Annotated in this window: 17 protein-coding genes; 14 read left to right on the top strand and 3 right to left on the bottom strand. The window is 67.9% G+C overall.

The genetic code is table 11. From position 1 onward, the window contains the following. Positions 1-35: 35 nt before the first annotated feature. Positions 36-755, top strand: a complete 720-nt coding sequence (locus tag ACJ8AN_RS15255) for a sulfite exporter TauE/SafE family protein (RefSeq protein ID WP_407756076.1) — start codon at positions 36-38, stop codon at positions 753-755. Here ACJ8AN_RS15255 and ACJ8AN_RS15250 read toward each other — a convergent pair. Beyond that, positions 752-2,014, bottom strand: a complete 1,263-nt coding sequence (locus ACJ8AN_RS15250; RefSeq protein ID WP_407756075.1) for a sterol desaturase family protein — start codon at positions 2,012-2,014, stop codon at positions 752-754. The genes ACJ8AN_RS15255 and ACJ8AN_RS15250 overlap by 4 nt on opposite strands. Positions 2,015-2,056: 42 nt before the next feature. Between ACJ8AN_RS15250 and ACJ8AN_RS15245 the strand changes: the two genes are divergently transcribed. The 5 genes from ACJ8AN_RS15245 to ACJ8AN_RS15225 all read left to right on the top strand — a co-directional run bounded on the left by ACJ8AN_RS15245 (position 2,057) and on the right by ACJ8AN_RS15225 (position 7,777). Next, on the top strand, positions 2,057-2,695 hold the full coding sequence (locus ACJ8AN_RS15245; RefSeq protein WP_407756074.1) for a hypothetical protein: 639 nt from the start codon (positions 2,057-2,059) through the stop codon (positions 2,693-2,695). Positions 2,696-2,807: 112 nt separating this feature from the next. Beyond that, positions 2,808-5,681 (top strand): xanthine dehydrogenase family protein molybdopterin-binding subunit, encoded by a 2,874-nt coding sequence (locus ACJ8AN_RS15240; protein WP_407756073.1) that lies wholly within the window; start codon positions 2,808-2,810, stop codon positions 5,679-5,681. Further along, positions 5,678-6,205, top strand: a complete 528-nt coding sequence (locus ACJ8AN_RS15235; RefSeq protein ID WP_407756072.1) for a (2Fe-2S)-binding protein — start codon at positions 5,678-5,680, stop codon at positions 6,203-6,205. Before ACJ8AN_RS15240 ends, ACJ8AN_RS15235 begins: the two co-directional genes overlap by 4 nt. Positions 6,206-6,237: 32 nt before the next feature. After that, positions 6,238-7,236, top strand: coding sequence for a hypothetical protein (locus ACJ8AN_RS15230; RefSeq protein WP_407756071.1), 999 nt, complete (start codon positions 6,238-6,240; stop codon positions 7,234-7,236). A gap of 46 nt (positions 7,237-7,282) precedes the next feature. Continuing rightward, the gene (locus ACJ8AN_RS15225) at positions 7,283-7,777 is read left to right on the top strand and encodes a PaaI family thioesterase (RefSeq protein WP_407756070.1); all 495 of its coding nucleotides are present in this window, start codon (positions 7,283-7,285) and stop codon (positions 7,775-7,777) included. A gap of 141 nt (positions 7,778-7,918) precedes the next feature. Here the strand turns inward: ACJ8AN_RS15225 and ACJ8AN_RS15220 are convergent, their stop codons facing one another. Then, positions 7,919-8,833, bottom strand: a complete 915-nt coding sequence (locus tag ACJ8AN_RS15220) for a LysR family transcriptional regulator (RefSeq protein WP_407756069.1) — start codon at positions 8,831-8,833, stop codon at positions 7,919-7,921. Positions 8,834-9,075: 242 nt separating this feature from the next. Between ACJ8AN_RS15220 and ACJ8AN_RS15215 the strand changes: the two genes are divergently transcribed. The 8 genes from ACJ8AN_RS15215 to ACJ8AN_RS15180 all read left to right on the top strand — a co-directional run bounded on the left by ACJ8AN_RS15215 (position 9,076) and on the right by ACJ8AN_RS15180 (position 17,956). Beyond that, positions 9,076-9,972, top strand: coding sequence for an aldo/keto reductase (locus ACJ8AN_RS15215; RefSeq protein WP_407756068.1), 897 nt, complete (start codon positions 9,076-9,078; stop codon positions 9,970-9,972). Positions 9,973-10,201: 229 nt separating this feature from the next. Continuing rightward, entirely contained in the window at positions 10,202-11,194 is a 993-nt protein-coding gene (locus ACJ8AN_RS15210) for an aldo/keto reductase (RefSeq protein ID WP_407756067.1), read from the top strand. 226 nt (positions 11,195-11,420) lie between these two features. Continuing rightward, positions 11,421-12,476: an aldo/keto reductase gene (locus ACJ8AN_RS15205; protein WP_407756114.1), complete on the top strand. Its 1,056-nt coding sequence runs from the start codon at positions 11,421-11,423 to the stop codon at positions 12,474-12,476. 93 nt (positions 12,477-12,569) lie between these two features. Next, positions 12,570-13,466, top strand: a complete 897-nt coding sequence (locus tag ACJ8AN_RS15200; protein WP_407756066.1) for a cupin domain-containing carboxymuconolactone decarboxylase family protein — start codon at positions 12,570-12,572, stop codon at positions 13,464-13,466. Between the two features lie 140 nt (positions 13,467-13,606). Then, positions 13,607-14,560, top strand: coding sequence for an alpha/beta hydrolase (locus tag ACJ8AN_RS15195; RefSeq protein WP_407756065.1), 954 nt, complete (start codon positions 13,607-13,609; stop codon positions 14,558-14,560). 5 nt (positions 14,561-14,565) lie between these two features. Continuing rightward, the gene (locus ACJ8AN_RS15190; protein WP_407756064.1) at positions 14,566-15,660 is read left to right on the top strand and encodes an alpha/beta hydrolase; all 1,095 of its coding nucleotides are present in this window, start codon (positions 14,566-14,568) and stop codon (positions 15,658-15,660) included. 215 nt (positions 15,661-15,875) lie between these two features. Then, a complete protein-coding gene (locus ACJ8AN_RS15185) occupies positions 15,876-16,661 on the top strand; it encodes a hypothetical protein (protein WP_407756063.1) in 786 nt (261 codons plus the stop codon). Positions 16,662-16,759: 98 nt separating this feature from the next. Beyond that, complete coding sequence (locus ACJ8AN_RS15180; RefSeq protein ID WP_407756062.1) at positions 16,760-17,956, top strand: hypothetical protein; 1,197 nt, start codon at positions 16,760-16,762, stop codon at positions 17,954-17,956. A gap of 63 nt (positions 17,957-18,019) precedes the next feature. On the opposite strand, the gene infC is transcribed toward ACJ8AN_RS15180, so the two are convergent. Next, on the bottom strand, positions 18,020-18,727 hold the full coding sequence (gene infC / locus ACJ8AN_RS15175) for a translation initiation factor IF-3 (RefSeq protein WP_407756113.1): 708 nt from the start codon (positions 18,725-18,727) through the stop codon (positions 18,020-18,022). Positions 18,728-19,057: the final 330 nt, after the last annotated feature.

The following is a 19,057-nucleotide window of genomic DNA, read 5'->3' as shown; positions in this document are numbered from 1 at the left end:
TTGCGAACGGCATGCCCATTGCGATGGGCGGGGGCATGACTCCGGCATTTCCCGTTCTCGAAGGCGTGTGGGCGCAGCTCCCGGCGGCCCCGGTGGTGGTGGCGGGAGCCGCGGGCGCACTGCTGGTGGGCGTCACCGGCAGCGTGCACTGCCTCCTCATGTGCGGGCCGCTGGCGTGCGCGGGACTGCCGGGGGTGAAGGGCCCGGAGCGGTGGCGCGCGGTGCTCGCGTATCAGAGTGCGCGCGTGGGGGCGTACATGCTGATGGGCGGGCTGCTGGGAGCGCTGGGCGGAGGGGTGACACGAGTGCTCGCGGTATCGACGCGGCCGTACCTGCCGTGGGTGATGGCGGCGGCGTTGGTGGCCTCGGCGCTGGAGCTGGGGAAGCGGCTGCGGCCATTGCCCGGCCTGTCCCACCTGGCGGCAGCCGTCACCCGGGCGGGCGCAAAGTTTTCGCTTTTGAGCAAAGCGGGCGCAATGGGTGCGGTGACGCCGCTGCTGCCGTGCGGCCTGCTCTACGGAGTGTACGCGGCGGCCCTGGCGAGCGGCTCCATTGGAGGAGGCGTGCTGCTGATGGGAGCGTTCGCGCTGGGCGGGCTCCCGGCGCTGCTGGGCGCGCAGCTCCAGACGGGATTATGGCAACGGCAACCGCGCATGGCGGCGTTCGTGCTCAAACGAGCGGTGCCCCTGCTGGCCGCGGCGGTGCTCATCTACCGGGCCGTGGGCATCAGCACGGGCCACCCAAGCTGCCACTAATCCTTCCTGCGGAACGGGAAGGCCAGCTGCTTCCAGAAGCCGTCCGGCACGTAATCGCCGAGCACGCCGTAATCGCTCGGCCACTCGCGGTCGCTCTTCACCGCCGTGCCAAACAGGTAGTCCAGGAAGGCGTAGTGGGCCGCGTAGTTGCGGTCGAGTGCTTCCTGGTCCTGGCTGTGGTGCCAGTGGTGGAAGTTGGGGGTGACGATCAGGTAGCGCAACGGCCCGAGCCGCACGCTCACATTGGCGTGGTTGAACACGGCCTGGAATCCCACCACGACGATATAGGCATCAATCACTTCCTTGCTGAAACCCAGCACGTAGATGGGCGCCAGGATCAACGTGCGGGTGAGCAGCAATTCGATGATGTGTTGTCGCGAGCCGGCCAGCCAATCCATGCTCTTCACGCTGTGATGCACGGCGTGGAGGCGCCAGAGCATGGGCACCTCGTGGTAGGCCCTGTGCGTCCAGTATTGCACCAGGTCGGCCACCAGGATGATGAGCAACAGCTCGACGGCGAAGGGCAGACCTTCCACCTGGCTCTGCACGCCGCCGCGCACGGCCCAGCCAAACAGCTTGTGCACCAGCAGGTTGGTGGCCAGCAGGATGAAGCCCACCACCATGTGGTTGACGATGAAGTGGTGGAAGTCGGTCTGCCACTCGGCGCGGAACACCGCCTGGCGCCGGAGCGGGAACAGCTTCTCGATGAAGATGAAGATCAGGCTCGAGCCCAGCAGGTCGAGGATGAACCAGTCCAGGCCGATATACGGAGTATGGTCGGCGAAATCGTGGACCGGCACCTTGTGCCCACCCATGAGGGCGGCCACCACCACGGACAGGAAGGCCCAGGCCGACAGCCAGCGCACCCGCCCGAGCACGATATTGCCGAGCGAGATACCGCCCGCGACCACCATGGACCAGAACAGCACCTGCCGGAGTCCGGCCACGTCGTAACCACGGCGCAGCTCCGGCGTGGTCAGGTAGGCCGGGAAGTGGAAGGCCAACACGCCCAGGAGACAGAGCAGGCCGAGGACCAGTGCGAAGACACCGGAGACCACGCCAACGCCACGCGGCATATGGCCGTGGGATTCGGACAGCCGATTGATTTTTTCGAGCATGAAGGCCAGACGGGAGAAGGTCTCCTCGACTATGACAGGCCACCAGGTGCCCTCCAAATCCACCAGAAAGGCGGCTCCGTGAACGCCCCCGCGCTCCGGCTCCTGCTCCTGCTGTGCGTCCTGCCGCCGTGTCTTGCCCATGCGCAGCTCCGCTGCCCCGTGCCGGAAGGTGCAAGTGCATCGGTGGGTGAGCTGGAGCCCTCACGGCGGCTCGCCTTCATCCAGTCGCACCTGCACGAGGACGCGCGGCGGGCGCGAATCTGGACGGGCGCATGGGGCGCCACCTGGTCCGTGCTGACGGTGGGCCAGCTCGCGCTCGCACCCCTCTTCTCGCCCGAGGAGCAGGTGGACTTCTACGTGGGCGCGGTCTCCTCAGCGGGGGGCGTGGCCGTGCTGCTCGCGGTCCCGCTGACCGTGATGGAGGACTCTCCCACGCTCGACGCACTGGCAGCGCGACAACCGGAGTCGGTGGATTGCGCGGTGCTCGCCGAGGCCGAGCGGCTGCTCGTCCGGAGCGCCCGGAGCGAAGAAGAGGGACGGAGCTTGCTGATGCATGGCGCCAACGTCGTCTACAACGTCCTCACCGGGCTGGTGCTGGGCCTGTTCTTCGACCGCTGGCCTTCCGCCGTGCTCACCGCGGCCACGGGAGTGCTGCTCGGCGAGGTGATGATTCTCACGCAACCCACCGGAGCCCAGGACGCGCTCCGCGCCTACCGTGAGGGAAAGACCCTCGCCGGAGAAGGCCTGGCCGCGCTCGACTGGCGCGTCGGCGTGGCGATGGCGCCCCACCACGTCGGCGTGCAGCTCCGGATCTCCTTCTGAGCGTGAGGACCCCCGCCCCGGCCTTCCATGGCCTGGAGCCCCTTTCCGAATTTCACGCGGGTTCTTGATTCTCTTCGCTCATGGTGTTCGTCTCCGGCCGAGGAGGTTCTCCTTGACCGATCATTTCGTCTTCTCCCGCAGGCAGTTCCTCGAGTCGGCCGCCGCGGCGGGAGGCATCACCGTCATCTTCAATTCCCTGCCCTCCATGGCCCAGAAAGCCTCGGGAGGCCAGGCGGGCGGCTCGGGCTGGATGGGGCCGCCGGGCAAGGCGCGCTTCCGCATCGAGGGGCTGCCCAAGGTCACCGGGCAGAAAATCTACGCGCGCGACTTCCGGGCCCGGGACATGAAGGGGTGGCCCACCACCGAGCGCTACGCCATGGTGCTGCGCGCGACCTCCGCGGACCGCCCCCTCGTCGCCATCGACCTGTCCGGGCTGCCGCCGGAGCTGCAGCCCCTGCGCGTCGTCACCTCGGTGGACCTGGCCAGCGACGGCCTGCAGCTGCCCTCGAGCACCACGCCCCCCGACGGCCGGCAGAAGGTCTTCCTCGCGGCCTTGAATCAGGTGCCCGCCTACCTCGGGCAGCCCGTGGCCCTGCTCATCTTCGAGAGCTACTACGTCTTCCGCGAGGCCTCGCGCCTGCTGCGCTTCAACCCGGACGTGCTCCAGTACGGGCCTCCGCCGCAGCCGGCAACCGGCGCTCAGAGCTATGCGCCCTACAGCCCGCCCACCTACCTCACGTTCTACGGCGGCGCCCAAGGCGAGGTGCGCTTCTCCCAGGTGAAGGACGGCTCCACCAATCCCTATTCCTCGTCCACGCCGCAGGACCAGGAGGCCGCCAAGACGCGCCAGCTCATCCAGCAAGAGCTGAAGACCGCGGGTTGGAAGGTGTTCCAGGGCACCTACGAGACCCAGGTGCTCGACCCCATGTTCATGGAGCCCGAGGCGGGCCTCGCGTGGCTCGACCGCGCCAACAAGCGCATGAACCTGGTGCTGGGCACGCAGAGCACCAACGGTGACCTCTCGGATGCCTTCAGCCTCTTCAAGAACCACTCCTCGGGCCCGTTCGACGTGAAGAGCGTCGTGCTCAATTCCTGCTACCCGGGTGGAGGCTTCGGCGGACGGGACGTGTCGCTCTTCCCCATCCTCATGCTCCTGGCGGCCACCTACTCCGACGGCCCGGTGCGCATCGCCTATGACCGCTTCGAGCAGTTCCAGGGCGGCATCAAGCAGCTCGGCGCGAAGATGAGCCAGACGTTCGCCGTGGATGGCAAGGGCCAGCTCCAGGCCATCGTCAGCCAGCTCTCGCTGCTGGCCGGCGGCCAGAACAATTACAGCCAGTGGGTCGCCCAGCTCGCGGGCTACTGCGGCGGCGGCGGCTACAGGGTGCCCCGGGTGTCCATCGACGCGCTCGCCCAGCCCTCCGTCGGCGTGGTGGCGGGCTCCATGCGAGGCTTTGGGGGGCCGCAGGCCTTCTTCGCCGTCGAGTCCATGATGGATGAGATCGCCGCCTCGCTGGGCCGCGACCCCATCGAGCTGCGCGAGCAGAACGCGCTGGTCCAGGGCAACAACACCGTGACGGGCGCTCCGCTCCAGGAGCCCATGCGGCTGGCGGAGATCTGCCAGCTGGCCCGCAAGCACGAGCTGTGGACGCGGCGCCAGGAAGAGAAGGCGAAGCGCAAGCAGCAGGGCCGGCTCTACGGGGTCGGCTTCGCGCTGGCCAATCAGGCGTACGGCACGGGCGCGGACGGAGTGATGGCCGCGGTCGAGATCGATGCCAAGGGGGCGCTCCGCCTGACCAGCAATTGCGTGGACATGGGCAATGGCTCGGCCACGTCGCTGGCCATCAGCACGGCGCGCTACCTCGGAGTCAACGCCTCGCGCGCGGACATGGGGCAGGTGGAGTTCTTCGACGTGCTCGGCTTCGTCCAGCCCAATCAGCAGCCGGTCAGCTCTTCCGATAACACCAAGGCCGTGCAGAAGAAGGGGGAGACCTTCCGGCTCCTCAACTCCTCGCAGCTGCTGCGGCGCAACGAGCGTCCCACCACCCTCGAGTCAGCCCCCACCGATTCGAGCAACCCCTGGGACAATCCGCACTACACGAAGAGCTATTCCATGTCGTCCAGCGCGTGCATCACCGCCTTCCAGCAGGTGCACGCCATCGAGCAGGCCAGCCAGGTGCTCTTCACCACGGGCCTGTTCCCCGCGGCCCGGAAGCTCTGGGGCCTGGCGCCCTCGAATCCCCTGAAGGCGGAGGACACGCACTGGGAGGATGGCTTCCTCGTGGCACCGGGCCTGCCTCGCCTCGCGCAAGCGGCCATCGCCGCCCGGCTCCACGCCGACAAGGGCGTGGCGGGCGCCATGGTGCACGCCCTCTACCAGGCGCGCTGGGTGCAGGCGGATTACACGCTCGAGGGCTCCACCTGGACGTGGCCCATCGACGGGTTGTGCACGCGGCTGGCCAGTGCCGGCTCCTGGCGGTGGCACGAGCGCAAGAACGTCGTCGCGCCGACCGCCGCCAGCGCCTCCTACGGACGCTGCCTCTACTCGCCCTCGGGCGCCCTGGTGGCCGTCGAGGTCGACCCCACCTCGGGCCGCGTCCAGGTCATCGAGGTGCAGACCTTCCTCGACGCCGGACGCCTCATCCAACCCGATCTGGTCGTCGGCCAATCCGAGGGCGCGGTGGCCATGGGCATCGGCTATGCGCTGCTGGAGCAACTGCCCCTGGGCGTGGGGGGCGCGGGCGAGGGCAACTGGAACCTGGACCGCTACCGGGTGGCGCTCGCGGGAGACCTGCCGCTGGGGCGGATGAAGCTCAACGTGCTGCCTCCCCTGCCCCCGCCGGATGACCATCCCAAGGGCATCGCCGAGGCGGTGCTGTGCCCGATTCCTCCCGCCATCGCCAACGCGGTCACCGACGCCACCCAGCGCCGCTTCCGCTCGCTGCCCATCACCCCGGCCAAGATCCTGGAGTCCCTCCGCTCATGAGCTCCCCCCTTGTCGATGTGACCCTCACGGTCAATGGAAAGACATACACCCGCAAGGTGCCCGCCTCGCTGCCGCTGGTGGATTTCCTGCACGAGGAGCTGTCGCTGACGGGCACCAAGTTCAGCTGCGGCATCGGCGTGTGCCGGGCCTGCACGGTCGCCGCGTGCCGGGTGCCCAAGGCCCATGCGGTGCCGACGCTCGCGTGCTCCACGCCCGTGGGCGAGCTCAATGGACAGACACTCACCACGGTGGAAGGACTGGCCGGGCCCTCGGGTCCGAGCCCGCTCCAGCAGGCCTTTCTCGACGAGTTCGCCTTCCAATGCGGCTACTGCACGCCGGGCTTCCTCATGGCCACGAACATGCTGATGGAGCGGCTGCGCGCGAAGCCCATCCCCGAGGACCAACTGGACGCGGCCATCCAGGACGCCTGTGGGAGCCACATCTGCCGCTGCACCGGTTACGCCCGTTACTACGCCGCCATCCGCAAGGTCATCCTGGGGACGCCCGGGCTGACGGTGCGGTGAGCACTCGACTTCAGGGAGGCGCCCGTTCCCCCATGCGCTGGTCCAGACCGATATCGTCCCTCCGCCGTGGTGCCTGCTGGCTGCTGGTGCTGTTCGCACCCGGAGCGTGGGCCCAACAAGACTTGCTGCCCTATGCCCGCGAGTGCGCCGAGAAGATCGGCCCCATTCCCGCCTTCGACTGCCGGACGGGCACGCGCGTCCCCATCACCGTCAATGGCAAGGTCCCCACCGCCTACGTGCCCCAGATGACGTGTGACCGGCCCTCGCTGCTGCCCCCGGGCGAGGGCGAGAACACCGACGGGCAATGCATTCCCGAGTCCCGGGCCCTGGTGCTGCGGGACGACGGCAAGGTGCAGATCAGCGCCTACTGCCGCCAGAAGAAGGTCCGTCCGGCGAATACCTCTCTCTACGACGAGGTGGACCTCATCTCGCACAACGTGGAGACGGGCAGCACCTGCTGGTTCCAGGCGCTGGCGCCCAATCCCCTGTCGGCCGACAAGGGGCTGGACGGGCGGCGCGTGCCTCCCCCCGAGGAGGCCACACCTCCCGCGGGGAAGGTGGCCGCGAAGGACTTCTGGAATCCGCCCGTCAAGACGGCCTCCGCCAACTGCGGTGCGTGCCACGACAGCGATCCCTTCATGTACAGCCCGCTCATCGGACAGACGGGGAAGATGCCGAGGGACCCGCTCGGGCTGTATGCCAATGACATTGGCGAGGATTTCAAGAAGTGGCCCAAGCCCGTCGCCCTCTCCACGCGGGGCAACGCGTGCACGGGTTGCCACCGCATCGGCTCGCAGCACACCTGCAATACGGCCATGTACGAGTCGATAGGCGAGACGCTCAGCCCCTACCTGGACAGCTGGGCGATGCTCTACCCGAACTCGCACTGGATGCCACCGGGCCTCTCCATGTCCCTGGGGCAGTGGGAGGCCACCTACCGCACCAGCGTGGAGGAGCTCGCCCGGTGCTGCAAGGACCCCAAGGCTCCGGGGTGCATCGCCACGCCCATCACGGGCGCCAGCAAGCCCTGAGACACGTCGGTGAGGAGTCGGGCCGTATCGAGTAAAAGGCTCCGCCATGGAAACCCCGTCTCTGCAAGAAGTCGTCGCGCCAGAAGGCATCTGCTACGGCTGTGGCTGCAACAACCCGCACGGTCTGCACATCAAGAGCTACTGGCACGAGGACGGCATCCACGTCATGGCCACGTACACCCCCGAGCCCAAATACAGTGGCTGGCCCGAGCTGGTGTACGGCGGGCTCATCGCCATGCTGGTGGACTGCCACTCGAACTGGACAGCCATGGCCTATCACTACCGCGCCGAAGGCCGTGAGCCCGGCAGTGAGCCGAAGATCGAATGCGTCACGGGCCAGCTTGGCGTGAAGTACCTCAAGCCCACGCCCATGGGTGTGCCGCTCACCCTGAAAGCGCGAGTCGAAGGCGAGGTCGGCCGCAAGAGCCGGGTCCTCTGCGAGGTCTACGCCGGCGACGTGCTGACCGCGGTGGGCGATTCGATCTTCGTCCGCGTCGATACCGCGCAGCTGACGGCGGCGGCGCACGGCCGTGGCACCTGACGCGCGTCAGGGATTCAGGCCGGGCCCGGGGCCGGGCTCGAGCACGCAGCGAGTGCTACGTGCCCACCATCAGCGCGAAGCCCCCGCCCCCGTCGCTCGAGCAGTAAGAGGCTGTTTCGCTAGGGGCTTTCGTCATTTCCCCTACCGCTCACCCCATGGGCGAGCGGCCAACTCCTTCGCCGTCTCGACGAAGAGGCGCAGCGGCTCGGAGCGCTGCGCCCTGCTGGGGAAGTAGAGGAAGAAGCCGGGCACAGTTGGCGCGTACGCCTCGAGCACACGCACGAGTCGCCCCGTGCGCAACTGCTCCTTCACCGCCGGCTCGGAGGCGTACGCCAGTCCCAGGCCCTGCTCCACCAGGGCCAGCGTCAGCTCGCGATTGTTGGTGACCACGCCGCCTCGCACCGGCACCCGCCAGTTCCTGCTCCCACGCTCCAGCTCCCAGGCGTAGAGCCCCCCGCTCGAAGGCATGCGGATGGTGAAGCACTCGTGGCGCAGCAGATCCTCGGGACGCTGCGGAGTACCATGTCGCTCGAGATACGAGGGGGCGCCCACCACGACGAAGCGGAAGCCATCGGTCAGGCGCACCTGCACCATGTCGCGCTCAAGGGCCTCGTGCAGGCGCACGCCCGCGTCATAGCCCTCCGCGACGATGTCCACGAGGCGGTTCTCGGCCACGACCTCCACCTCCACCCGCGGGTGGCGTGCGCGGAAGGCGGGCAGCACCGGGGTGATGACGAAGGGTACCGCGACTTCCGGCACCGTCAGCTTCAGCCGCCCCACCACTTCGCCCGGCTGCGCCGACACCTCCGTGAGGCTCGCGAGCGCCTGGCTGAGGGCCGGCCCCGCGCCTTCCATCAGCCGCCGTCCTGCGTCCGTGAGCGACATGCTGCGGGTGGTGCGGGCGAAGAGCACCACTCGCAATTGCTCCTCGAGCTGGCGCACGGACAGGCTCACCGCCGCCGGAGAGACGCCGAGCTCGCGCGCCGCCGCGCTGAAGCTCTTCAGGCGCGCCGCCACGAGGAATACCTGGAGCTGCGGGAGGAGCGTCGTCTTCATGAGGAGCGTCCGTGCAGGCCACCGCTGGCTCGCTCCGCCGGCGCGTGGCGCCCCGAGCGTCCGTGCCCGTTCAACGACTGTGTATCAACCGCAGCCGATCTTCAAGCGCAGCTTAAAGGCCCATCGTCTTCTCGCCACCTAGTTCGCTGCTCCCGTGACGGCTATTTCTCTTCGTGTTGGCGAGGGACGTCGAGTTGGTCCCCACCGCCGAGCCGCGCACGACCACAAGAAACGACAGGACCATGACCAAGGCCCACCCCACTCTCACCCTGAACAACGGCGTCCAGATGCCGGCGCTCGGACTCGGCGTGTTCCAGAGCACGCCCGAGCAGACCGTGGACGCCGTGACGGCGGCACTCGCCCGCGGCTACCGGCTCATCGACACCGCCGCGGCGTACCTCAACGAGCCCCAGGTGGGTGAGGCCATCGCCCGCGGTGGCGTGCCGCGCTCCGAGGTGTTCGTCACGACGAAGCTGTGGATCAGCGACTACGGCTACGAGCGCGCCCTGCGCGCCTTCGACGTGAGCCTGCGCAAGCTCGGCCTGGAGTCCATCGACCTGTATCTCCTCCACCAGCCGTTGCCCTCGGACTTCGAGGCGACCGTGGAGGCGTACCGGGCCGCTGAGAAGCTGCTCGCGGACGGGCGCGTCCGTGCCATCGGCGTGAGCAACTTCAGCCCGAAGCAACTGGAGGACCTCGCCGCGCGCACCCGCGTGGTGCCCGCCGTGAACCAGGTGGAGGTACACCCCTTCTTCACTCAGCGCGAGCTGCGCGCGGTCCACGCGCGCCGCGGCATCGTCACCCAGGCGTGGTCGCCACTCGGCGGCGTCAACGTGTACATGCCCGGCAACCCCAAGGCGGTGAAGAACCCGCTGGCGCACCCGGTCGTCGTCGCGCTCTCGCAGAATTACCGCAAGACGCCCGCCCAGGTGGTGCTGCGCTGGCACCTGCAGAGCGGCCTGTCGGCCATCCCCAAGTCCGTGCGGCCCGAGCGCATCGCCGAGAATTTCGATGTCTTCGACTTCGCCCTGACGGCGGAGGAGGCCGCGGCCATCGACGCGCTGGACACCGGCGTGCGCGGCGGCCCGCCCCCCGAGGTCGTCGACAGCATGCGCTTCTCCATCTCCATTCCGGACTGAGGGGGCAGTTCTCGAAGATTGGCGACTTCTCGCCGAAGCGGGTCGAGCTGACTGACGAAGTGCTCTTAGGCGATGTGTGGACGCGTCCGCACGAGCTCATCGCCATGAACCGTCCCGGCAGCACGGCGCCCTTCCGGAACGCCGGGGCGCGCCAAGATGACAGCCATCGTCGCCTGGCAATGCAGCGCACGCCAGGCCGTTCGGAAGGTCCTACGACATAGGAGGAAAGATGCAGAAACGCAGACTCGGAAACAGCGGCCCGGAAGTCTCGGCGCTCGGGTACGGCAGCATGGGGCTCAGCGCAAATTACGGCCCGCCGCTCGACTGGCAGGAAGGAGTCAAGCTCATTCGCGCTGCCGTCGAGCTCGGCGTCACCTTCTTCGACACCGCCGAAGCCTACGGCCCCTTCAAGAACGAGGAATTGGTAGGCGAGGCGCTTGCCCCCTTCCGAGAACAGGTGACGATCGCCACCAAGTTCGGCTTCGGGATCAACCCGGACGGTAGTCGGTACGGACTCGACAGTCGGCCCGCGCACATCCGGCAGGTGACGGAGAGCTCGCTCAAGCGGCTCAGGGTCGAAAGGATCGACCTTCTCTATCAACACCGCGTCGACCCGAATGTGCCGATCGAAGACGTCGCCGGCACGGTCAAGGAGCTGATTCAGGAGGGCAAGGTCAAGCACTTTGGTCTATCGGAGGCGAGCGCGAAGACGATCCGCCGTGCACACGCGGTGCAGCCGCTCACCGCGGTGCAGAGCGAGTACTCACTGTGGACGCGAGATCCGGAGCAGAACGACGTGCTGGCGACGTGTGAGGCATTGGGGATCGGCTTCGTGCCATTCAGCCCGTTGGGCGCGGGCTTTCTCACAGGAAAGATCGATACCACCACTCAGTTTGACAGCACCGACTTCCGCAATCAGGTCCCGCGCTTTGCTCCCGAGGCCCGCGCGGCAAATCTGGTCCTGGTCGATCTGCTGAAGCGGATCGCCGAGAGGAAGAAGGCGACGCCCGCGCAAATCGCACTCGCCTGGTTGCTCGCCCAGAAGCCGTGGATCGTGCCAATTCCCGGGACCACGAAGCTGCACCGGTTGGAGGAGAACGTCGGCGCGGCGAATGTCGAACTCACGGCGGACGACCTCCAAGAGATCGAGATCGCGGCTGCGAAGATCACGGTGCATGGAGCGCGGCTTCCTGAGTCGGTGCTGAAGCTGACGAACGGCTGAGCATCGCCACTGTCGCGGTTTCTCGCGCAGAAGGGGCTGGATTGAGCCTGGTTGAGCTGTACCACCGAAGAGCAGCAGCCACTGGACGATGACGGGATCACCACACATGCGTTCGAAGAGGAATCAGCCCCAGAGTCCCGGCACGGCAGGAAGCAGCCGGCGTGACCTTCTCAAGGGTGCGGTAGCGATTGGCGCCACTCCGCTCGTGGCCGGGCTCGCGGGTTGCGTGGGGCCGGGCATCGTCGACCCTCCTCGAGAGTCGACGGAGCCGCTCGGACGCCGCAGGCTTGGTCAGCTGGAGGTATCGGCAGTCGGGCTGGGGGTCCAGAACATGAGCCGCAAGTATGAAACGACCGTGCCGAATCGGCCCGAGATGCTCAACATCATCCGGGCGGCCTTCGACCGCGGTGTCACCTTTTTCGACGCGGCCGAGGCTTACGGCCCTCATGAGGTGGAACGCATCCTCGGCGAAGGTGTGGCCCCCTTCCGAGACAAGGTCCAGATCGCAACCAAGTTCGGCTGGAACATCGATCAGGAGACCGGCGCGTGGCGCCCCGGGCTCAACAGCCGGCCGGAGCACATCAAACTCGTGGTGGAGGGCATGCTGAGGCGCCTTCGCACCGACCGCATCGATCTGCTCTACCAGCACCGAGTGGACCCGCAGGTCCCGATCGAGGACGTCGCCGGCGCAGTCAAGGAGCTGATGGGGGAAGGCAAGGTTCTTCACTGGGGCCTGTCCGAGATGGGGCTGAACACGCTGCGCCGAGCGCACGCCGAGCTGCCCGTCAGCGCCGTCGAGAACGAATACTCAATGCTGTGGCGCGGGCCGGAGCACGACGTCATTCCGCTCTGCGAGGAGCTGGGAATCGGCTTCGTCCCATGGAGCCCGCTGGGGGTCGGTTTCCTCACCGGTGCCATCGACGCCAATACACGGTTCGCTCCCGGTGACATTCGCGGCGTCGAGTCCCGATTCTCGCCAGACAACCTGCCCCACAACCTGGCGCTCGTGGACCTGGTGAAGAGGTGGGCTGAGCGGAAGCAGGCCACCCCCGCGCAAATCGCGCTGGCGTGGCTGATGGCGCGCAAGCCCTGGATCGTGCCCATCCCCGGGACGACACAGATGGCGCACATGCTCGAGAACAACGGCGCGGCCGCGGTTCGATTCACGCCCTCCGAGCTCGCTGACTTGAATTCGGAGGTTGCCGCGATCGAGACCCAGGGGCAGCGTCTGCCGGACGCAGTGCTGGTCTTGTCGGGCGTGGAGGCGCCGCCACGGCCCTAGGAAGCGCCACCCCGCGCCGTCCAAAGGCCCAGCAGGGCCGCCTGGAGGCGCGAGGGCTGCACCGGGCCCCGAGGCTCAATTGAAAGGACCGACATGAAACTGCTGACCCTGACCGCATTGGCGCTCCCGCTCGTTGCCGCGGCCTGTACCCACACGAACAAGGCAGGGACTATCTCGGGTGCGCAGGTGCCCGTGTCCGCCCCAGGCGACGGCGCGCAGGCGCTGCAGATTGCCCGTAGCGGCTCGCAGCCCCCGCGCCAGGGGCCTGCCGAGAACTTCACGGGGGACGTGCGCGTCGACCCGCTGTTCCAGGCGAAGGCCCCGGCACGCGCCTCGGGCGCCGCTGTCACGTTCGAGCCTGGCGCTCGGTCCGCCTGGCACTCGCATCCCCTGGGCCAGGTCCTGCTCGTGACCGAGGGTTCCGGCCGGGTGCAGCGCTGGGGCGACCCTGTCGAACAGCTCCAGCAGGGGGACGTCGTCTGGATTCCGCCCGGGCAGAAGCACTGGCACGGCGCTTCGCCCGAGAGCCGGATGACACACATCGCAGTCTCGGAGCACCTCGACGGCAAGTCCGTCGACTGGATGGAGAAGGTCAGCGACGAGCAGTATCACGCGCCCGCCACGGGCCGAAAGGCGACGTCCGCTTCACTCGCGCGCCCCGGCGTCGGTGCAGGTGGCCAGCCCACCCCGGCGCAGCGGCTGATCGGCGACTTCTCGCCCAAGATGGTCGAGCTCACCGACGGCGTGCTCTTCGGGGACATCTGGGAGCGCCCGGAGCTCTCCAAGCGGGACCGCAGCCTGGTGACCGTCAGCGCCCTCATCGCGATGAACCGTCCGGACCAACTCCGGTCCCACTTCGCCCGGGCGCGGGAGAACGGGGTGACGCGAGAGGAGTTGATCGAAACCATCACCCACCTGGCCTTCTACGCGGGCTGGCCGAGCGCGATGACGGCGATCGGCGTAGCGAAGGAAGTCTTCGAGGGAAAGTGACACTCCACCCAAGGAGCGCTGAAGCCATGAACCGAAGAGCACTCATCCAACTCTTTCTTGCCGCGAGCTCGATGGCGATGTCGTGCGCCTCGCCCACTACAGTGGGCGCGCCCCACCGCCGATCGCCGGACGCAACCGTCGTGAGCGTCGTGAACTACACTCCCACCGACGTCGTCGTTGAGCGCGTCACGTTCCCCAGCAAGGGAATCACGGTGGTGGGCAACCTCTTCATCCCCCATCGTATCGACAGGTCGAGGAAGCACGCTGCCATCGTGACCGTCCACCCGTTCGGAGGGGTGAAGGAACAGACGTCCGGGCTGTATGCCGCGAAGCTCGCCGAGCAGGGCTTCATCACGCTAGCCTTCGACGCCTCGTATCAAGGGGAGAGCGGAGGCGAGCCTCGCTTGATGGAGGTCCCTGCCGCGCGCGTGGAAGACATCCGCGCCGCGGTCGACTACCTCAGCAACCACCCGCTCGTGGATGAGAACCACATCGGAGCACTCGGCATCTGCGCGGGGGGCGGGTACGCCTTGAATGCGACGCAAACCGAGATGCGCATCAAGGCCGTCGCCGCGGTCAGCACGTTCAACCTCGGAGCAGCCCGGCGGGAGGGGGTCGGAGGAACCATCTCGTACGAGGAGCGTATGAGGCGCCTGCAAGAGGTGGGCAGGCAACGTGCCCGGGAGGCACGCGGTGAGCCACTCAAGCTCGTTCCCGTCGTGCCGGACACGGCCGCGGAGATTACCGAGACGACGCCGACGCTCTATCGGGAGGGCTACGAGTACTACCGCACGTCGCGAGCGCAGCACCCCAACTCGCCCAATCGGTACGTGTTCACCACGCTCGGTCTGCAGATGGCCTTCTTCCCGTTCGAACAGATCGAAACCATCTCGCCTCGCCCCATCCTGCTCATCGGTGGCTCCAAGGCCGACACCCTGTACTGGAGTCAGGAGGCCTACGCGAAGGCGAGGGAGCCCAAGGAGCTCTTCGTCATCGAAGGCGCGACGCACATTGACATGTACGACAAGGAGCAGTTCGTCACGCCCGCCGTGACGAAGCTGACGGACTTCTTCATGAGAACTCTGAGAGGGTAACCCAGATGCGCGCGCAGCTGCCAGGACGGTTCATTCAGTGGTCGCTCGTCGTGACGAGCGTGGCGTTGAGTTCATGCGTGGGGCCGACCAGGACTGGCGTGGCGGCGTCGCCAGGCCTCGTGCTCCGGGAGCAAGGGAGCTTCGCCGTTGGCGGGACCGTCGTGGCCAACCCGGGGACCTTTGACCCGCTCCATCCTTCGTCGGAGGGCGCGACGCTTCACGGGGACCACGCGTACGTCTTCTACCAGGTCCCAGTCGACGCGCGCCGGCTCCCGATCGTGTTCTGGCACGGAGCCGGCCAGTCCTCGAAGACGTGGGAAACCACCGCGGACGGCCGGGAAGGGTTTCAGAATCTCTTCTTGCGACGCCGGTTCTCGGTCTATCTGCTGGACCAGCCACGCCGCGGCGATGCGGGACGCAGCACCGTTCCGTTCACGATGCCGGCGACACCGGACGACCAGACCTGGTTCGGCATGTTCCGAATGGGCGTCTGGCCGGACTACTTCCCCGGGGTGCAGTTCTCTCGTGAACCGGAGGCGCTCAACCAGTTCTTCCGCGCGATGACGCCGAACACGGGGCCCTTCGATGCGGAGGTGAGCGCGAGCGCCGTCTCCGCCCTGTTCGGCAAGATGGGGCCAGGCATTCTCGTCACGCACTCGCAAGGAGGTGGCCCCGGCTGGCTGGTCGTGATGCGGAACCCGAACGTTCGGGCGGTCGTCTCGTATGAGCCGGGCAGCGGCTTCGTCTTTCCAGAGGGAGAGGTGCCTCCGCCGATGCCCAGCCTCACGGGGCCGCTCGAGGCCGTCGGCGTTCCGCTGTCTCAGTTCATGCCGCTGACCAAAATCCCGATCGTCCTCTACTTCGGGGACAACATCCCGGAGGAGCCATCGCCCAATCCGGGGCAGGACAACTGGCGCGTTCGGCTCGCGATGGCGCGGCTCTGGCGCGACACCGTCAACCGCCATGGCGGGGACGTCACGCTCGTCCATCTGCCGGAGCTCGGGATCCGAGGGAACACCCACTTCCCGTTCTCGGACACCAACAATGTCCAGATCGCGGACCTGCTGTCGCGGTTCCTTGCCGACAAGAACCTGGACTGAGAGGCCCACGGGAGAGCAGCTCGGCGTCACGAGTCGTCTGACACCTTCTGCGGAAGCGCGTCAGGGATTCAAGCCGTGTCTGGGGCCGGGCTCGAGCATGCACCCGTGGGGTAGGGCACCCCCAGAGGTACCGGGTAGCTCCTGGAGCCGGAGCCAGCGCCATGCGAACAGGTGCTCGGGCCTCTTGTGGATGGGACGGCCCGTGAGGAGCACGCATGGACGACAAGAAGAAGACCGGGGCGGGCGGCGAGGAATTGGAGCAGTTGGGGCCGTATCAGCTCCAGGAGCAGGTGCCGCAGTCTCCTGACAGTCAGGGTGAGCTCTACCGGGCCACGCACGAGACGAGCGGAGCCTCGGCCCTGGTGCTCAAGCCCGCCGAGGAGGACAAGGTCTCCCAGAAGGACTGGCGGGTGCTCCTCAGTGCCTCGGCCTCGGAGAACTACGTCGCCATGCAGGTGGAGCAGACCCCCTGGTCCGTGTCTCCCGAGAAGCACTCGGTGGAGTCGCTGGTGTTCACGCTCGAGGGTGTGCAAGAGGGGGTGCGGAGCATGGACCGCGCCCTCGCTGGGCCCCAGGCCCCCCGCCCCCTCTGGCGCCTGGGGCTGAGTCTGGCGAGTGCCGCCGCGGTCTTCGCACTGGTGCGTCTGGTCTCCGGGTCCCCACCGCCGAGCGACTCGGAGCCCCTGGCGGACGTCCCGCCAGTGCTCATGAGCGACAACGCACAGGAGGCCGCTGGAACGCCGGATCCTTTCTCCAGCGGTGCGCTCGTGGACACCGCGGACGCTGGGGAATCCGTGATCGCCCGTCCGCTGCCGCGCGAGCCCTTCAAGGGGCAGAAGCGCCCTCCCTGCAACCGCTACGCCGAGGTGGAGCTCATCGGCGCCTGCTGGACGCCTCACGAGTTGAAGGCCCCGTGTCCGGACGTGCTCTACGAATACCAGGGCAAGTGCTACGTGCCCAACTTCAGCGCGAAGCCGCCGCCACAGTCGGTCGATCAGTGAGCTTGCGGCTCATGGGTGCTCGTAAGCCTCGCTTGTAGACATCTACAAGCGATGTGCAGCCTGCCTCGGGCGCGTCCCCGAGGCTATGCTCCGGGGCCATGGCGAACGCCGGACGCAAGCATCTGGACCTGGGGAGCCTGCGCGACACGCGGGCCGCGGCCATCCTGACAGTGGTGGCGCTGGGCGTGGCGACTCCGCTGGTGGCCCGGCTCACCTTCCCGGCCTGGGTGGAGGCCTCGGCGCTCTCGCAGGTGCGGCTGCTGGCGCGGCTCGCCGGGTTGTTCGTGCTCGCGGGCGCCTACCCCGCCGTGCTCGTCCTCGTGCGCCTGGGCATCACCGACGTCTCCGTGTACCAGCACCGCGCCCTGCTGCGGCTCTACCCCGTCTTCTGCAATGTCTTCCAGGTCCTCGTCGCGCTCGACGGCTTCCTGCTCGTCGTCTGGCCCGAGCGCTTCGCCCTGCCAGCCTTCTGGGCGGATCTCCTCCTGTCCGTGGTGGGCGTGGGCCTGCTGCCCGCCGTACTCCACCAGCAGAGCTGGCTCGCGGGCTTCGATCCCCACATGGTGCTCTCGGCGCGCGGCGCGCTCGATGGCGCCGGACCCCTGCTGTCCTCCCGCACGCCGCTCGATACGCTCGACTACCGCGTGCTGCAGCTCGTCGCCCAGAGCGGCAGCGATGTATCCGCGGTGATGATCAACGACATGGCCATTGGCGTGAGGGACCTCAACCTGCGGCTGCGCAAGCTGGTAACCCTCGGCTACCTGGACGTGGTGGACGAGCACCACGGCCCGCAGCTCACCCTCACCTCCCTGGGGACCGACACCCTCGCCCTCCCCGTCTCGCTCTTCACCTGGCAGACCCATGACCTGGAGCTGCTGCAGGAGCTGGCCTCGGCCCGTCTGGCGCTCGAGGAGCGTCAGGCGCAGAAGGTGGTGGTGGCGTGCGCGCGCTGCTGCGAGCGGATGCTGCGCGGGCTCCTGGCCGCCCACGAGCCGCCCGTCACTCAGGTGGGAGGCAAGGACGTGGGCCGGGCCACCCTCGGCGAGCTGGTGGGCGCCTGCCGCCAGCACGGGCTCATCGGCCGCTTCGAGGACAACATCTTCTCGGCCCTCAACGAGCGGCGGAAGAAGATCCACGCCCTCCAGGACGAGCGCCCCATCGACGATCAGGACGCCTTCATCCTCTACACCCTCACGGAGATCGCCGCCCGGGCCCTGCTGACACAAGCGCCCCGGGCCGCAACGCAGCCCCTCGCGGAGGGCGGGGGCGTGCAGTCCGGGCGGACCGGAGCGTGAGGGCGGTGCGAAGGAGCCCGTCTGCACGCGGTGGAGCGCGTCCACCGCGTGCGGCGTGCGGACTCAGGGAGCAGCCGGCGGGGTCTGCGCTTCCGGCACTTCCGGCGCTTCCTGCTCGCCCGCTTCGGGGGCAGGGGTGGACGCGGCGGCGGCCGGCTTGTTGTCCTTCTCGCTCGCGGCCCGCCGGGCGGCCACGGCCTGCCGTGCCAGCTCGCGCGCCTTCTGGGCGACCTTCGGCGTGGGCGCGAGAATCATGAACATCAGGCGCCCTTCCATGCGGGGGGCCTGCTCCACCACCGCCACTTCCTTCAGGTCCTTGGCCACGTCATCGAGGATGGCCGTGCCCAGCTCCTTGTGGGTGATTTCACGCCCGCGGAACTGGATGACGACCTTGGCCTTGTTGCCTTCCTCGATGAACCGGCGCGTGTTGCGCACCTTGAACTCGTAGTCGTGCTCCTCCGTCTTCGGACGGAGCTTCACTTCCTTGAGCTCGACCTTCACCTGCGTGCGCCGCGTCTCGGCGGCCTTCTTCTTCTCTTCGTACTTGAACTTGCCGTAGTCCATGATCTTACAGACCGGTGGACTGGCCATGGGGCTGATCTCGACGAGGTCGAGTCCCTCGGTCCGGGCCCGATCCAGCGCGGCCTCGAGGGGCATGACTCCCAGCTGCGAGCCGTCGGACCCCACGACCCGGACCTCGCGAGCGCGGATACGGCGGTTGGTCCTCTGGTCGCGGCTACCGCCGCGGCTGCTTCTCTGTTCGCGAATGATGGTGACTCTCCTCCGAAAAGGGTTTCAGACCCGGCCCGCCTAAAGGTGGGACAGGTTGCTGCATTACGACAGGGTGCGGGACCCGGCTGTGAGGCAGCCCGCCCCACCCACGTCCCGCGCCTGACAGGGACTCCCTGAGCAGGAGTGCCCGCGAGTGGCCGCTCGCCCGGTGACAAGGGGAGCCCACCCTCCACTCTCCCTGACGGCCGACGCCAACGCCAGTGATAACGCCCGGCCCCTGCTCGTGCAGTCCCCCGGGCGTCCAGCATGGAACGGCGAGCGGGCAAGCGTCCGGTATATCCCACCCCCCTCCCCCCTCCCAGCGGCCCC

This window comes from Archangium sp., assembly GCF_045802675.1.
Taxonomy (GTDB): domain Bacteria; phylum Myxococcota; class Myxococcia; order Myxococcales; family Myxococcaceae; genus Archangium.
Note: the sequence above shows the minus strand (reverse complement) of the source record. Positions and strands in the feature narration are given on the sequence as shown.

What these genes read in the sequence shown, in the direction of transcription:
- ACJ8AN_RS15255 (WP_407756076.1), top strand. Translation starts at nt 36, where the DNA reads ATGACTCCGGCATTTCCCGTTCTCGAAGGCGTGTGGGCGCAGCTCCCG.
- ACJ8AN_RS15250 (WP_407756075.1), bottom strand. Translation starts at nt 2,014, where the DNA reads ATGGGCAAGACACGGCGGCAGGACGCACAGCAGGAGCAGGAGCCGGAG.
- ACJ8AN_RS15235 (WP_407756072.1), top strand. Translation starts at nt 5,678, where the DNA reads ATGAGCTCCCCCCTTGTCGATGTGACCCTCACGGTCAATGGAAAGACA.
- ACJ8AN_RS15230 (WP_407756071.1), top strand. Translation starts at nt 6,238, where the DNA reads ATGCGCTGGTCCAGACCGATATCGTCCCTCCGCCGTGGTGCCTGCTGG.
- ACJ8AN_RS15225 (WP_407756070.1), top strand. Translation starts at nt 7,283, where the DNA reads ATGGAAACCCCGTCTCTGCAAGAAGTCGTCGCGCCAGAAGGCATCTGC.
- ACJ8AN_RS15220 (WP_407756069.1), bottom strand. Translation starts at nt 8,833, where the DNA reads ATGAAGACGACGCTCCTCCCGCAGCTCCAGGTATTCCTCGTGGCGGCG.
- ACJ8AN_RS15215 (WP_407756068.1), top strand. Translation starts at nt 9,076, where the DNA reads ATGACCAAGGCCCACCCCACTCTCACCCTGAACAACGGCGTCCAGATG.
- ACJ8AN_RS15210 (WP_407756067.1), top strand. Translation starts at nt 10,202, where the DNA reads ATGCAGAAACGCAGACTCGGAAACAGCGGCCCGGAAGTCTCGGCGCTC.
- ACJ8AN_RS15200 (WP_407756066.1), top strand. Translation starts at nt 12,570, where the DNA reads ATGAAACTGCTGACCCTGACCGCATTGGCGCTCCCGCTCGTTGCCGCG.
- ACJ8AN_RS15190 (WP_407756064.1), top strand. Translation starts at nt 14,566, where the DNA reads ATGCGCGCGCAGCTGCCAGGACGGTTCATTCAGTGGTCGCTCGTCGTG.
- ACJ8AN_RS15185 (WP_407756063.1), top strand. Translation starts at nt 15,876, where the DNA reads ATGGACGACAAGAAGAAGACCGGGGCGGGCGGCGAGGAATTGGAGCAG.
- ACJ8AN_RS15180 (WP_407756062.1), top strand. Translation starts at nt 16,760, where the DNA reads ATGGCGAACGCCGGACGCAAGCATCTGGACCTGGGGAGCCTGCGCGAC.